The sequence below is a fragment of the Neorhizobium sp. CSC1952 genome (assembly GCF_030378245.1).
In the GTDB taxonomy this organism is placed as follows: domain Bacteria; phylum Pseudomonadota; class Alphaproteobacteria; order Rhizobiales; family Rhizobiaceae; genus Neorhizobium; species Neorhizobium oryzae_A.
The window spans coordinates 1,105,302-1,119,684 of record NZ_CP128416.1; the positions used below are offsets into that span (position 1 = coordinate 1,105,302).

The 14,383-nt window shown below is 64.1% G+C and carries 15 protein-coding genes; 10 read left to right on the forward strand and 5 right to left on the reverse strand.

Features of this window, described 5'->3' with window-relative positions:
• Nucleotides 1-5: 5 nt before the first annotated feature.
• The gene (locus QTA58_RS05705; RefSeq protein ID WP_289672040.1) at nt 6-1,763 is read right to left on the reverse strand and encodes a hypothetical protein; all 1,758 of its coding nucleotides are present in this window, start codon (nt 1,761-1,763) and stop codon (nt 6-8) included.
• Nucleotides 1,764-1,908: 145 nt separating this feature from the next.
• Here QTA58_RS05705 and QTA58_RS05710 point away from each other — a divergent pair, with 145 nt between their 5' ends.
• The 3 genes from QTA58_RS05710 to QTA58_RS05720 are packed head-to-tail and all read left to right on the forward strand — an operon-like array spanning nt 1,909 to nt 4,606.
• The gene (locus QTA58_RS05710) at nt 1,909-3,012 is read left to right on the forward strand and encodes an inositol-3-phosphate synthase (protein WP_289672041.1); all 1,104 of its coding nucleotides are present in this window, start codon (nt 1,909-1,911) and stop codon (nt 3,010-3,012) included.
• Entirely contained in the window at nt 3,009-3,635 is a 627-nt protein-coding gene (locus tag QTA58_RS05715) for a histidine phosphatase family protein (protein ID WP_289672042.1), read from the forward strand. Before QTA58_RS05710 ends, QTA58_RS05715 begins: the two co-directional genes overlap by 4 nt.
• Nucleotides 3,632-4,606, forward strand: coding sequence for a beta-xylosidase (locus QTA58_RS05720; RefSeq protein WP_289672043.1), 975 nt, complete (start codon nt 3,632-3,634; stop codon nt 4,604-4,606). The genes QTA58_RS05715 and QTA58_RS05720 overlap by 4 nt, the downstream gene beginning before the upstream one ends.
• On the opposite strand, the gene QTA58_RS05725 is transcribed toward QTA58_RS05720, so the two are convergent.
• Nucleotides 4,580-5,881: a Coenzyme F420 hydrogenase/dehydrogenase, beta subunit C-terminal domain gene (locus QTA58_RS05725; RefSeq protein ID WP_289672044.1), complete on the reverse strand. Its 1,302-nt coding sequence runs from the start codon at nt 5,879-5,881 to the stop codon at nt 4,580-4,582. The two genes, QTA58_RS05720 and QTA58_RS05725, sit on opposite strands and share 27 nt — an antisense overlap.
• 115 nt (nt 5,882-5,996) lie before the next feature.
• Complete coding sequence (locus QTA58_RS05730) at nt 5,997-7,058, reverse strand: polysaccharide pyruvyl transferase family protein (protein WP_289673033.1); 1,062 nt, start codon at nt 7,056-7,058, stop codon at nt 5,997-5,999.
• A gap of 155 nt (nt 7,059-7,213) precedes the next feature.
• On the opposite strand from QTA58_RS05730, the gene QTA58_RS05735 reads away from it, so the two are divergent.
• Nucleotides 7,214-7,435, forward strand: coding sequence for a DUF982 domain-containing protein (locus tag QTA58_RS05735; protein ID WP_085422203.1), 222 nt, complete (start codon nt 7,214-7,216; stop codon nt 7,433-7,435).
• A 29-nt stretch (nt 7,436-7,464) separates the two neighbouring features.
• On the opposite strand, the gene QTA58_RS05740 is transcribed toward QTA58_RS05735, so the two are convergent.
• Together QTA58_RS05740 and QTA58_RS05745 are read right to left on the reverse strand one after the other, a co-directional pair.
• A complete protein-coding gene (locus QTA58_RS05740; RefSeq protein WP_289672045.1) occupies nt 7,465-7,770 on the reverse strand; it encodes a hypothetical protein in 306 nt (101 codons plus the stop codon).
• 113 nt (nt 7,771-7,883) lie between these two features.
• The gene (locus QTA58_RS05745) at nt 7,884-8,276 is read right to left on the reverse strand and encodes a RidA family protein (RefSeq protein WP_085422201.1); all 393 of its coding nucleotides are present in this window, start codon (nt 8,274-8,276) and stop codon (nt 7,884-7,886) included.
• A gap of 81 nt (nt 8,277-8,357) precedes the next feature.
• On the opposite strand from QTA58_RS05745, the gene QTA58_RS05750 reads away from it, so the two are divergent.
• From QTA58_RS05750 to QTA58_RS05775, 6 genes are read left to right on the forward strand one after another with little or no spacing between them, the layout of a single operon-like run.
• Entirely contained in the window at nt 8,358-9,161 is an 804-nt protein-coding gene (locus tag QTA58_RS05750; RefSeq protein ID WP_289672046.1) for an ABC transporter ATP-binding protein, read from the forward strand.
• Entirely contained in the window at nt 9,158-9,889 is a 732-nt protein-coding gene (locus QTA58_RS05755; protein WP_289672047.1) for an ABC transporter ATP-binding protein, read from the forward strand. The genes QTA58_RS05750 and QTA58_RS05755 overlap by 4 nt, the downstream gene beginning before the upstream one ends.
• Nucleotides 9,886-10,794, forward strand: a complete 909-nt coding sequence (locus QTA58_RS05760) for a branched-chain amino acid ABC transporter permease (RefSeq protein ID WP_289673035.1) — start codon at nt 9,886-9,888, stop codon at nt 10,792-10,794. Before QTA58_RS05755 ends, QTA58_RS05760 begins: the two co-directional genes overlap by 4 nt.
• Nucleotides 10,791-11,735, forward strand: a complete 945-nt coding sequence (locus QTA58_RS05765; protein ID WP_289672048.1) for a branched-chain amino acid ABC transporter permease — start codon at nt 10,791-10,793, stop codon at nt 11,733-11,735. Before QTA58_RS05760 ends, QTA58_RS05765 begins: the two co-directional genes overlap by 4 nt.
• A gap of 2 nt (nt 11,736-11,737) precedes the next feature.
• Entirely contained in the window at nt 11,738-13,054 is a 1,317-nt protein-coding gene (locus tag QTA58_RS05770; RefSeq protein ID WP_289672049.1) for an FAD-dependent oxidoreductase, read from the forward strand.
• A gap of 16 nt (nt 13,055-13,070) precedes the next feature.
• A complete protein-coding gene (locus QTA58_RS05775) occupies nt 13,071-14,339 on the forward strand; it encodes an ABC transporter substrate-binding protein (RefSeq protein WP_289672050.1) in 1,269 nt (422 codons plus the stop codon).
• The last annotated feature ends 44 nt before the right edge of the window (nt 14,340-14,383 follow it).

Here is a 14,383-nt window from a genome sequence, read left to right on the forward strand (position 1 = left end):
TATCATTAGGGAATATCATTCCGGGCCGGTCGGCGCAGCCGGTCGAGATATCGTTTGATATGGCTTTCGATGCGCTCTCCCTCTTGCCCCTCCGCACGCGCGCGGGCCTGCGACCACAGCCCTATCTGGAAGCCCAGATAGCAGGCTTCGAAAACAGCGAGGACGTCTTCACGCAGATCGCAATCCGCCTCCCGGGCGACGAGCTCGGCAACGCGGTTCCGCTCCTCTATTGAAAGATCGAATTCCACGCAGGCGCCTGCGACATCCCAGGCGATGTCCTGGCAGCCGACCAGATCGTGGGCGGCGTTGTGGTCCAGCGCATCCGTCTTCATCAACCGGCCATCCGCCGTCATCAACCATTCCCATGGATGAAGCCGGTTATCCGTATCGACCCGATGCAGCCGCCCGCGGAACCTGCTGGGCGAGCCTATCAGGCGCCTGACCTCTTCCGCCATTTCCGATCCTGCCGCTTCCCCAATGTTGAAGACGGCCATATGGCAGAGATCGTCAATCGACGCGCCGCCGCCGGGCGCGGGAAGATGGCGCGCGCGAAAACCAAGATAGCGGCCGAGATGCTCCACGAGCCGGCGCCTGTCCATGCCCGTCCTGTCGGGGGGTGCCCCCGGGACCCATTCCTCGACGATGAACCCGTAACAGGTGCCGGCGATTTTCGGGATAAATCCGGCCTCGCTCAGCAGAGAACCTCTTCGCGCCTTGTCCGTATCGCTCCCGCAAAGCCCCGCAAACTTGGCATGCCAGGCCCGTCCTTCGGCCTCCATCAGGAACTTGCGTTTTTCCATCTGCATATCGCTCGGCGGCCAGAGCGAGGGATCACCATGCCGAACGGCGCGCCACGCCCCGCCGGACAGATCCCGCCATGACGGCTTCGCGACGCCCACGAGGTCGGCCGCCCATGTCTGCAGACGATGTTTCGGATCCCGGGCCTTGAGAACGAGGTCGTCGAAACCGACGACATGATGGGGTCGTTCCTTCCAGCGCAATCGGTGGGTCTCGCTTGCGCGCGGTCCCGGATCGCCCGCATGGCTCGGGAAGAAATGAACCCGATCCGGTGCGACGCCCCTGGCTTGCAACCAGTCTGCAACGCTGCCGAACGAGCTCCCCGACAATCCCGGCCCTTCGTCTACGATGGCGAAATCGGCGTCGGGGTCCGCGAGAATGCGGCGGGAGAGCGCCGGCGTGACTTGCACGCGCCGTTCGAACGGGTGCCCTGTCGGCCGCAGCGAACAGGCCGGCCCGGCGCCAAGCGCGGCGGAAACCAGAGCCGCAAGCCCGGTGCCTATGCTGCGGATCCCGATCACGAACGTTCTGGAAGTCAACTTCGAGAGCGAAGCGGCTTCCATGTAACTCTCGGGATAAAGCGTATAGAAGGCATAACCCTCCGCCCGCTTCGTCCGCAGCGGCTCGATACTATCCAGATATTCCAGTCTGGCCGGCCAATCCTCGGGGAAAGGCAATTCCCCGGCAAAGCCGTTCCGCCAGGATTGCATGATCGCCCGGGCCTGTCCGAGCAGCAGTTCCGCGCCCGCATCCTGAACCTCGGACACATCGTCCGCACCTTTTATGCCGAATTCCCGGTCGGCCAGTCCCTGGACCAGCTCCCCCGTCAGGATGAACGCCCGAACCAGCGTTTCATGACGCTGCCGGCCAGGCTGCATCCCGGCGCAGGCGGTCATCATTCCCGCGATCGATGCGCGTATCGCCGCTGCGTCCTCGATGCGCTCGACATCGCCATAGACCAACATCCGCTCTTCTCCGTTGCAGCGCACCGAACGCCTGAAACGGAAGAGCGATCCATAAGGTCAGATTAAAAGTAGGGCATCTGGAACTGTTGCGGCTTCCCTTTGTTAGCTTTGTAGATCCTGCAGCTCGCAAATGCCGGAGGGAAGCATGCGTTCTAAATCCATTCGGGTCGGATTGGTGGGGGTTGGCAACTGCGCCTCGTCATTGGTTCAAGGGCTCACCTACTATCGTAACGCCCGGGACAACGAACCGGTTCCAGGCCTCATGCATATCGACCTCGGCGGATACCATGTGCGCGATGTCGAAATATCCGCTGCGTTCGATGTTGCGGCCACCAAGGTCGGGCGCGACGTTGCGGAAGCCATCTATGCGGAACCGAACAATACCCAACGTTTTGCGGAGGTCGCTCCGACCGGCGTCGAGGTGAAGCGCGGCAGGACGCTGGACGGGATAGGGAAATATCTCCGCGATCGCATCGAGGAATCGGCGGAACCGGTAGCCGACGTTGCGAAAATCCTGCGGCAGACCGGGACGGACGTCCTGGTTTCCTACCTGCCGGTCGGCTCGGAGGAAGCGACGAAATGGTATGCCGAACAGGCGCTGGCCGCCGGCTGCGCATTCATCAACTGCATTCCGGTGTTCATAGCCTCCAAACCCGAATGGCGGCAGAAGTTCGCGGCCCGCAAGCTGCCGCTCATCGGCGACGACATCAAGAGCCAGGTCGGCGCGACGATCGTCCACAGGATGCTCGTCAATCTCTTCCGCGAGCGCGGCGTTCGGGTGGACCGCACCTATCAGCTCAATTTCGGAGGAAACACGGATTTCCTCAACATGCTGGAACGCGAACGGCTGGAATCGAAGAAGATTTCCAAAACCCAGTCGGTGACCAGCCAGCTGGACGTTCCGCTCTCCGCCGACGACGTCCATGTCGGCCCGAGCGATCATGTCCCCTGGCTGGCGGATCGCAAATGGGCCTATATCCGGCTGGAAGGCACGACCTTCGGCGGCGTGCCGCTCAATGCCGAGCTCAAGCTGGAAGTCTGGGACTCCCCCAATTCCGCCGGCGTGGTCATCGACGCGATACGCTGCGCAAAACTGGCGCTCGACCGCGGCCTGGGCGGTGCGCTCACCGGACCGTCGAGCTACTTCATGAAATCCCCACCACGGCAGTTTACCGATCAGGAAGCCCGCCGGCGCACCCAGAATTTCATCGACGACCAGGAAGACGTCCTGCGCGGAGCGGCGGAATGACGGTGACGTTCTTCCTGGTGCGTCACGCAGCCCATGACAATGTCGGGAGTTTTCTGGCGGGGCGAGCAGGCGGCATTTCGTTGGGCAAAGCAGGCCGCGCGCAAGCCAGATCTCTGGCGCAGAGGATGCAACGCGAGGATCTCGGTGGCATATACGCGAGCCCGCGGGAGCGCACCCGCGAAACAGCGGCCGCCATCGCATCGGCCTGCGGCCTTGAGCCGCCGGAGATTGCCGCCGAACTGGATGAGGTGGATTTCGGCGCCTGGTCGGGAAAGACGTTCGCGGATCTCGATGCCGATCCCTCGTGGCGCCGGTGGAATACCGTCCGAAGCCTCACGCGCACCCCGGGAGGCGAAACGATGCTGGACGTCCAGAGCCGGGTCATGCGCCTCATCGAGATCCTGACGAGCGGCAACAGCGGCAGGAAATTGGCCCTGGTGTCCCATGCCGATGTCATCAAGGCGGCCGTCAGCCATGTTCTGGGACTGCCGGTCGACGCCTGGCCCAGATTCGAGATCGCGCCCGCCTCCATCACCACGCTCGCGGTGGGCGACTGGGGCGCGAAAGTGATGACGCTCAACGAAGTAGCCTTGCAACCCAATCCTATCGGGGAAGACACATGATCGAAGCTGCGATGATCTGGAACGAGCCGAACAACAAATCTCACTGGGATCCGGAAATCGATCCCGAATGGAGCCTCTTTGCGCAGATGGCGATTCTCGCCGCCGATGCCGTCGCGGCAAGGAATCCGGAACTCACGAAAGTGCTCGGGGGGATATCGCCGATCGATCCTTTCTTCATCGACCGCATGAAGAATTATGGCGTGCTCGACCATGTCGACGCGGTCGCCGTGCACGGCTTTCCCCTCGACTGGAACCTGTGGCAGATTCACGAATGGCCGGAGAAGATCAATGAAATCCGTGCCGTCACCGATCTGCCGATCTGGGTGAGCGAGGTGGGCGTGTCGACCTTCGGCGCGGAAGAAGTGCAGCTCTGGGGCCTGAAGCGAACGGCCGAGTTGCTCAAGGGCAAAGTCGAACGGTGCCAGTGGTACAGCCTCTACGATCTCCCGCGGTCCTGGGAGGCGACGACGCGGCACCGGGAAGCGGAAGGCTCCTCCTACTATCGGCATTATTACATGGGCATCCTGCGGGAAGACGGCACGCCGAAACCGGCGCTCGACGAGTTTGCGAAGCACACGCCCGAACTCGGGCTCGTACAGTGGTTCCATTTCGAGGACCCGCGGCTGGACGACGCCGTCGCTTGGATGAAGCGACTGGGCGTGAAATCCATCCGCACCGGCCTGTCCTGGGCCGACCGGTTCCGGCCGAATGCGCTCGACTGGTTTGACCGGCAGATGCGGGCGCTCGAGGATTTCGACGTCACCGTGACATTCTGCTTCACGCCCGAGCACAGGGGCATGGCGCCGCATCACACCAGCGCACCGCTCGTGCCCGAAGAATTCGCGGAGTTCTGCGAGGAGATGGTCGATCGATACGCACCGCGTCAGGACAGCGGATACGTGTCGCGCGCCACCAAGCCGACCGCCCGGCTGCCGGGGCTCGAATCACGCGCCTCCCTCGGAGCCCGCTAATCCCAGCCGCCGGGCAACCCGGCCAACCGGCCCCCGCGAATAGGCCAGCCCCTGATAGAAGGCCAAGGCGGCTCGGGCCCAGAGAATGTAGAGCCCGGGGCTGTGAAGCAGGCGGGCAGCCAGGAAAACCCGGTGGCTCCAGAAGCTGATCCCGTAGCGCATGATATAGATCATCTTGCGCTGCGACGTCAGATGATGGCTGCCGGCCGGGACGCGCTTGCGCGGGCGCAGACCGAGACGCGGCCAGGTGAGGCGGAACGAGAGGCCTTCCCGGCGCTGGCGGAACCCGGCGGCCTGGGTGGCGACCACGAAATCGGCATCCACAGGCGACAGCGCAATCCGGTTCGCACCCATTCCCTCACGAAGAAGGTCGAGAAGCATCCGTGACCGGACGAGCACGACGTTCGTTCCCCGCCCATCGGACGAATAAGGTTCCTTCCAGGCGTCGCCGAAGGCGATGTCGGCCGTTTCGGCAACCACGTCGTCGCAGAAATTGCATGCGGAATTCTGGAAGAAACCCGCCCCCCAGTCACCATCGGCCAGGTGCCACCAATCCCGGGCACGGGTCTCACCGTTTGCAAGCGTCAATTGGGCCCGGTACCAGCTCGCCGGCCGGTCGGGGGTCTTCACCCGGTAGTCGAGCTGCCTCACGCGGCTGATGTCCTCTTCCATCTGCCAGGCGAAGCTTTCGGCCATGCGCGCGCTCTTCATATGACCGCAGAAGAGCCCCAGGGTGAAAGCCACCCGCTCCTTCAACACCGGATCATCGGCGCAGGCCAGCCGCACGGCCTTGACGAAGCAGGGAATGCCGACCACCGCATACCGGCCGGGAATGTCGCGCATGCTCCGAAGCACGCCGGAGAGTTCGACCGGGTAATATCGGGACTTGGCGCCTGCCTGCAGCGCCTGCAGATCACGCGAGAGCGTGTAGTGGAACAGGCGCCCCTCCGTTTGCGGATCATCGCTCTCCTTGACATGCGCGACGCCATCGACAAGCCCGCGACGCAGGAGTTCCGCCGCCACCCAGGTGACCATGCCCCCGGAACTGCCGTTCACCCGATATTCGTCCTCCGCGACATGGCCGACATAAGCGGCCTCGAAACGACCAAGCAGCGGGTGCCGGTCTTTCGCGGACGGGAAATGCTCGGTCGCCAGATTGTCCTCGTCCCGCGCCGCCGGGGAAAACGGACAAATCCGGGAGAACCCACTATCGCGGCTGCGCAACCAGGCTTTCGGACCTCTCGGCTTCAGCTGTCCGTACCGATCGAGTTCCATGCGGATATCGGGCCGTGCGGAGCTTGCAGCGCAGGCGCCGCAGCCGATGCAGAGGCCGGATTTGACGATATCCCCGGGTGCTGTGCCTGCCGCGAGGCGGTCCTGTCGAGCGGAGCTATTGCAGGACATGGCTGAGGTAGGCGCTGGAGGCATGGCGCAGGGAAGAGATCCGCTGCGAAACGGCCGCTGGAAGGGGATTATCGAGAATGACGTCCAGGTGCGATGGCTCCATATCTTCGGTCATGACGTGACGACCGGCTCCGACCGTCAGCGTCAGGTCGCGGATCTTGCTGGACCGGTAGTCGGACAGGACGCCTGCAAACGGCTTGCCGTTTACAAGCGAAAAGACGCATCCATGAAAGAAGTTCGTCACGACCGCCCTTGCTCCGGCAATGAAGCCCGCGAACTCTTCCGGTCCGGCGTCGATCCATTGCGCGTCGGCCCAATCATTCCGGTAGCCGATGCTGACGAGCGGATAGCCCCGATCTTTCGCCCAATCCCGCACGGCATTCCGGAACCAGGCGGGAAAGCTGTGTCCATAGACGGCAGCATAGTCGGGCTCCCGCCCGCCGTCGGTATCGGCAACTATCGCTTCCGGAAACTGGAGGCACGGGTCCAGAACCAGTTCCGGCTCGAAACCCAGCGTGTCGCGGATGAGCCGCCCGGAATTGAGGTCACGGACCGAAATGTGGGAGAACCCGCGCAGCTTCTCCGCCCAGCCTTCCAGCCGTTCCGAAGACGCGAGATTTCCGAAGGTCGCCGCATAGGATGCGAGCCGCCCGCATCGCAGGCCTTCGCCGTAGAACAACGGGTATCCGCCATACCAGGGATGCCGGAGGTTCCAGACCTCGTCGCTGCCGACGATGACCAGCGGGTAATCGTCCATCGCCGCGGGGTCCTCCAGCGAAAACGGAGAGGAAAGCGGCAGGGCGGCAAACGATCCGAAGAACTTGCGGATCTTCGCCCTGTAGAGCGGGTAATCTTCCGCCGGCGTTGGGGCAGGAAGCAGCGGCTGCAGGGCGCAGCGCCATTCCGCTCGGTTCACGCGATCGGATGCGTGTTCCAGTAGAACGGCTTCAACCCCCATGGAAGCGAGGCCTTCGGCAAGGCAGCGCGCCTGCCAGTAGGAGCCGTAGTTTATGCAGCGATGGAATGTCAGAATTCCGACCTTGAGCATTTCTTCCCACTGAAGCAGATCGCGTGCTTCCGGATAACCGGTCAGCACCCTTTACGTTCCAATCGGCCGAGGTTCGCATCGACCCGATCCCTCGCGCCTTAAACAGGTTGCCTTCCGGGCCTGCCGCTCTACCTTGCTCTATCGGGAGGAAAACCATGCTTTCCGTACGATGGGACAAGCCGGTTCTGGTCGGCGACAATCTGATTTTCGGGCCGTTGGAGGCTCACAAGTTCATGATGTCCGGCTGGCCGAACATCAAGGACCGCGAATTCGCAGTCGCGGAGAGCACCATTCTCGCCGCTCTTGACGGCAGGAAGACGCCGGACGAAGCGCGCGAAAAATTCGAGGCCGCGCTGAAGAGCGCGCAGCTCAACTGAGCCTGAAGAAGCCGAAGCGCGAGCGAATTCTATTTCACGCAGCCCGCGGAAGCATTGTTCTGATTGGCCGCAGCGCCGTCCTTGGCAGCCTCATCGGGATCGCACTTGTTCGGCGGCTGGGTTTTTTGGCCGGGGACGCTGCCTGTCGTTCCCTGATCGAGTTGCCCGCCCGTTCCGGCCGTCGATCCGCCGGTATTGTTGGTGTTGCCCGGACCCGTCGTCGCGCCCGTCGCGCCGCCGGCCGTATTTCCGGACGTGCCGCCGGTCGACTGCGCGGATGCGCTGCCGACGGCAAGAAGAATTGACAGGACGGCAGCGGAGATCAGTCTGGTCATGGTGCACCTCGTTGGTAGGTCTCGGCTACCGAACCCGAGGGCGTCCAGCATGTTCCACGGAAACCGTTGCCCTCCTCCGGCGAAGGACGCGATCAGGCGGCAATGGAGGCCGGTCAGCCGCGTTTCAGGGCGGTGACTTCCAGCTCCACCTTCATCTCCTCCATGGCAAAGCCGCAGATGATCGTCGTGTTGGTGGGGCGCGGATCGGAGAAGGTTTCGCCCAGGACCTTGGAGACGGCCATGACATCGTCGCGGCTCGCCAGATAGACCCGGACCCGCACGATATCCGAAAGCGACGACCCGGCCTTCTGCAACGTCTCGGAAATCGTCTTCAGGGACTGGCGCGCCTGCTCGGCCGCGTCACTGGAAATCGTGCCTCCGTTCGCAAAGTCATAACCGGCCGTACCGGACACGAACACCCACGGATCCTGCACGACGGCGCGGGAATAGCCCGCCATTTCCTCGAAACGCGAACCTGAGTTGATCGTCCAGCGTGCATCCGACATGAATTTTTCGCTCCATCCATCTTGTTTGATCACATGATCACGACTAAGCTCCCCAGTCAACAACCATAACGGGGAACGTGAATGACCAAGGAGCCCTTGCCGCTTGCCGGCAGGCGGATATCGGGCCGTCTGGACATCAGGAACGCCGTGCGCAGCTTCAGCGCCGTGCGCGCGGTCGATGATGTGTCCTTCACGGCGGAACCGGGCCGGATCACAGGCCTGATCGGCCCGAACGGTGCCGGCAAGACGACGCTCTTCAACGCCATCGCCGGCGAGCTTGCGGTCGACAGTGGCGAGATCATGCTCGATGCCGAGCGCATCGACGGGCTTCCCCCCTACAAGGTGTTTTCCAGGGGTCTCGCCCGGACCTTTCAGATCCCCCGTCCATTCGCAGGCATGACCGTGCTGGAAAACGTCATGCTCGTCCCGGCAAGACAGCATGGCGAGCGCTTCTGGAACACGTGGTTCCGGCCGGGTCTCGTCGCCCGAGAAGAAAAGGCGAACCTCGAAAAGGCCCGCGCCATCATCGAATTCTGCGGGCTCTCTCCCGTCGAGAAACAGCTTGCGGGGGCCATTTCCGGCGGGCAGCAAAAGCTGGTGGAACTCGCCCGCGCGCTGATGGCCGATCCGAGGATCATCCTGCTCGACGAGCCCGGCGCCGGCGTCAATCCCGCGCTGCTCGACACGATCGTCGACCGGATCGTCGAACTGAACAAGCGCGGCATGACCTTCCTGATCATCGAGCACAACATGGATTTCATCATGTCGCTCTGCGACAAGGTGGTCGTCATGGCTGCAGGCAAAGTCATCGCCGAGGGCCTGCCGGAACAGGTCCGCGCCGACCGTATGGTCGTCGACGCCTATCTCGGAGGGGCCGCGGCATGAGCCCTCTCCTCCTCGAAGTCCGCGACGTTGTCGCCGGCTACCGTCCGGACCTGCCGATCCTGCATGGCGTGTCGCTGCATGTCGGCACGGCGGAAATGGTGACCGTCATCGGTCCGAACGGCGCCGGCAAGTCGACGCTCGTCAAGGCGATCGCCGGCCTCGTGCCGATCTCGGCGGGATCGGTCGCCGTCGAAGGCACGGAAGTCACCAATCTCCTCACCCACAAGCTCGCGACAGCCTCGATCGCATACGTGCCGCAGACGGCGAACGTGTTCACCAGCCTGACGATCGACGAAAACCTGAAGCTCGGCGCCTCGACGCTATCCAAGGCCGATGCCGGACGCCGCATCGCCAAAGCCTACGAGGATTTCCCGGCGCTCACGCAGTATCGGGGTCAGAAGGCGAAAGTCCTGTCCGGCGGGCAGCGGCAGATGCTGGCCGTCGCCCGCGCGCTGCTCACCGAACCGCGTCTGCTGATGCTCGACGAGCCGAGCGCCGGCCTCTCTCCCCTGATGGTGAGCGAAGTCTTTTCGCGCCTCAAGACGCTGATTGCGACCGGGGTCTCCATTCTGATGGTCGAACAGAACGTCAAGGCGGCGCTCGCCATATCCGACCGCACCTATGTGCTTGCGGAGGGCCGCAACCGCATCGACGGGGATTCGGCCAAACTCGCTGGCGACACGGAAGTCGCCGCCATCTATCTCGGCGCCGGAGGTCGCAAACGCTGATGCTTCAGGCTCTCGCGGACGGCATTCTTACCGGATCGATCATCGCGCTCGGCGCGATCGGTCTGACGCTCACCATGGGCATCCTGCGCTTTGCGAACTTCGCCCATGCGGAACTCATCACCTGGGGCGCCTACATGGCGCTCGGCGCGCTCGCGCTCACCGGCACCTTCGCCGGGCCGATCTCCCCCTTCTCCTTCGGCCTGCCGCTCGTCTTCGCGACCCTGATCGCCGTGGTGCTGACGGCGGCGCTGGCGCTCCTGATAGACCATCTCGTCTTCCGGCCCCTGCGCAGCCACACCAGCCACATGACGGTGGTTTTCGCTTCCTTCGGCGTATCGCTCCTGGTGCGCATGGTGATCCTGCTGATCTTCGGCGGCAGCGCGGCATATTATTCGAACGAATTGCAGATCGCGATCCGGGTGATGCCGGGGCTTCGCGTCATGCCGGACCATGTCTTCACGCTGGGCCTCACCCTGGCGATCGTTGTCGCGCTGCACCTTTTTCTGCAGAAGACCCGGCTCGGGCTCTCGATGCGGGCGCTTGCCGAAAATCCGGATCTCGTCCGCATCAACGGCATCGACACCCGCGTCGTCGTCCGCTGGACCTGGGTGATCGGCGCGGCGCTGGCCGCCGTCTCCGGCGTGCTCTACGGGTTGACGGTACAACTCCGGCCCGAGATCGGCTTCCAGCTTCTGCTGCCGCTCTTCGCCGCCGCGATCCTCGGCGGGGTGGGCAATGTCTTTGGTGCCGTCATCGGCGGCCTGATCGTGGGACTGGCGGAATCCCTCTCCGTCCTTTTCGTTCCGGCCGGCTACAAGATGGCGGTGCCCTTCTTCATCCTGCTCGCGGTTCTCTACGTCCGGCCGAACGGCATCTTCGGCGCCCTTCGCGGAGGTGCGAAATGAGCGGCTATCTCGCCTATCTCGTCTTCTTCCTGATCGTCGCGCTCACCTATTCGATCGTGGTGATGGGGCTGAACCTGCAGTGGGGCTATACCGGGCTCTTCAATGCCGGCGTCGTCGGATTCTTCGCGATCGGCGCCTATGGCACCGCGATCCTGACCGGTCCCGACCGGCCGGAGCTGATCGGCGGCTTTGCCCTGCCCTTTCCGGCCGGCGTCGTCGGGGGCATGATCCTTGCGGCACTCGCAGCCCTTCTCGTCGGGCTCGCGACGCTCCGGCTGCGGGAAGAGTATCTTGCTATTTCCACCTTCGGCATCGCGATCAGCATCCAGCTCGTCGGTCTGAACTTCGATGCGCTGACCGGCGGCGCGCAGGGGCTCACCGGCATTCCACGGCCGCTGTTTTCCACCTTCGGCACGCCGGGAGCCTACAATCTCTTCTACCTCTGCCTGGTCGGCACGATAACGGCGATCGTCTTTGCCGGCCTCCAGGTCGCGCTGCAATCGCCCTGGGGCCGCCTGCTCAAAGCCATCCGCGAGGACGAGACCGCCGCCGCTTCGCTCGGCAAGAACCCGGCGCTGGTACGGCTGCAGGCCTTCGTGCTCGGCTCGACGCTGATGGGGCTGGCCGGCGGGCTCTATGTCGGCTTCATCGGCTATGTCAGCCCGCTCGACTTCCTGCCGCTCCTCACCTTCCAGATCTGGGCGATGCTGATCGTCGGCGGGAGCGGCAACAATCGCGGCGCGATCGTCGGCGCGGTGGGCGTCTGGGCGCTCTGGACCATGAGCGGCTTTGCGATCAGCCGCCTGCTGCCGGTCCATTACCAAAGCCAGGGCGGCGCGATCCAGGTCATCATCATCGGCCTTCTCATCGTGCTGACACTGCTTTTCCGGCCCCGCGGGCTGATCGGCGAAGCCCAATCCGTTTCCCGGCATGCGAGGTAGACATGCCGAACCCCAATCCGCCCACCTTCTGGCATGCGACGACGGAGATCACCGATTATCCGAAGCTTGAAGGCGATCTCACGGCGGACGTCGCCGTTGTCGGCGGCGGGTTTACCGGACTGAGTGCCGCCCTCAGGCTCTCCGAACGCGGCGCTTCGGTCGCGCTCGTCGAGGGGCAGGCGATCGCTTTCGGTGCAAGCGGCCGCAATGCCGGCTTCGTGGTGCCGAACTTCTCCAAGGCGGACCCGGCCTACGTGATCGCGAAGCTGGGCGAGGAAAAGGGGCACAGGCTGCTGCGGCTCGTCGCCCAGGGCGGCGACCGGGTGTTCGAGATAGCCAGGCAATATGGGCTGGAAGACGCGCAGCGCACCGGCTGGCTGCAGCCCGCTCATTCCGCCGAGATGGCGGAAGCCTTGAAGAAGCGTGTCGAGGCCTGGCAGCTCTTCGGCCGGCCCGTGGAATGGATCGATGGGCGCGAAACCCGCGAGCGCACGGGCATGCCGATCTATCACGGCGCGCTGTCCGACCGTTCCGGCGGCACGATCAATCCGGTCGCCTATGCGCGGACGCTCGCGCGGGCAGCCGTTGCGGCCGGGGCTCAGGTCTTCGAGCAGTCGCCGGCGACGGGCGTGGAAAAGGATGCCGGCGGCTGGCGCGTCGTGACGCCCGCAGGTTCCGTCAGCGCCGGGCACATCCTTCTCTGCACCAATGCCTTCGAAACCGGCGCTGCCGCACGCCTCGGCAAAACCGTCATACCGCTCCAGGTCTACCAGATCGCGACCGAGCCGCTCGACGCCGCCTTGATCCAGCGCTTCTCGCCGCGCCGGGAGCCGGTGTCGGATACTCGCGCCAACATCTTCACCTACCGGCTGACCCGCGACAACCGGCTGATTTCCGGCGGCATGGCGATACTTCCTGTAAGCGCCGAACAACGGATGGCCCGTACCATTGCCGAGCGCCTCGCCTTCGAGCTCAACCTGCCGTCCGTCCCGCGAACGGATTACGTCTGGCGCGGAACAGCCGCGGTCACCACGGATTTCCTGCCGCATATCTGCGAATTCGGCCCCAACTTCATCGGCGCGACGGGTTGCAACGGACGGGGTGTCGCCATGACGACCATGTTCGGCGACGTGCTGGCGGATGCCGTCCTCGGCGCGGTACCGCTTGATCAATTGGCCGTTCCGCTGATGCCGGCGGACGCCGTGCCTTTCCGGCCGATCGCACGGGTTGCACCGTCCTTCTTCCTGATCCGGGGACTGATGTCCGACCGCAGGGCAATCACAAGAACAGCGCATAAACCATCATCAACCGCCGCATAAGAAAAAGGGAACAGACATGACGAAACATCTTCTTTTGTCGGGCGCCTTCGGCCTCGACCTCATGGCAAGCGCGCTGCCCGCAGCCGCTCAGTCCTGCGAAATCCCCGTCGGATCGGTGCTATCGATCACCGGCTCCATGGCGGCGATCGGCAAGGCGATCGGCGATGCCGGCCAGCTTGCCGTCGACCAGTTCAACGAAGCCGGCGGGGTTGCCGGCTGCAACGTGAAATATATCCTTCGCGACGACCAGGGCTCGCCGAATGTCGGCGTCGATGCCGCCAAGACCCTGGTGGAGATCGAGAAGGCGCCGGTCATCCTCGGCGCCATCCAGTCCGGCGTCACCATGCCGATCCTGACCTCGGTCAGCGTGCCGGGCAAGGTCGTGCAGATCTCCTGCTGCTCGTCGGCGCCGACCTTCACCCAGCTTGCCCGCGACGGCGGCACCGGCGGCTACTGGTTCCGCACGCTGCCGACCGACCGGCCCCAGGGCGTCGTCATGGCGAACATCGCCAAGACCAAGGGCTACAAGAAGATCGCCGTCATCCACGTGAACTCGGACTACGGCGTCTCGCTCGCCCGCTCCTTCAAGGCCGCGTTCGAAAAAGTCGGCGGCACGGTGAGCAGCGTGACGCCGTATAACCAGGAACAGGCGTCCTACCGGGCCGAGGTCAATGCCGCGATGCAGGGCGATCCGGACTCGCTCTTCCTGATCGCCTTCCCGGCCGACGGCGCGACGGCTCTTCGCGAGTGGATCTCCTTCGGCGGTTCGCAGAATCTCCTGCTCAGCAACTCGCTGCGCGCGGACGAGTTCGTGAAATCGGTCGGCGCCCAATATCTCGCCAAGGCGGAAGGCATCGACAACGCCCAGACGGAAGGCCCGTCCGTGGACGCCTTCAACAAGGCCTGGGCGGCAAAATTCGGCTCGGCCCCGAACGGCCCCGGCCTGCACACCATGTACGACGCTGCGGCAGTCGCCCTGCTCGCCATGGAGAAGGCCGGCAAGCCGGACGGCACCGCGATCCGCGACAACATCCGTGCCATCACCACCGGCGACGGCGAGGTTATCCATCCCGGTCCGGACGGCTTCAAGAAGGCCAAGGAACTGATCAAGGCCGGCAAGCCGATCCGCTACGAGGGCGCAACCGGCCCGATCTCCTTCGATCAGTTCGGCGACGTCACCGGCCCCTATCTCATCTGGGGCGTCGGCAGTGACGGCAAGCTGACCGTGGTGGACAAGTGGGACAAGACCCGCGTCGCCGACGCGATCGCCGAGATCGACAAGTAGGCGGCGGTTCGACAATTCGCGCGGCGGCGCAGTGCCGCCGCGCG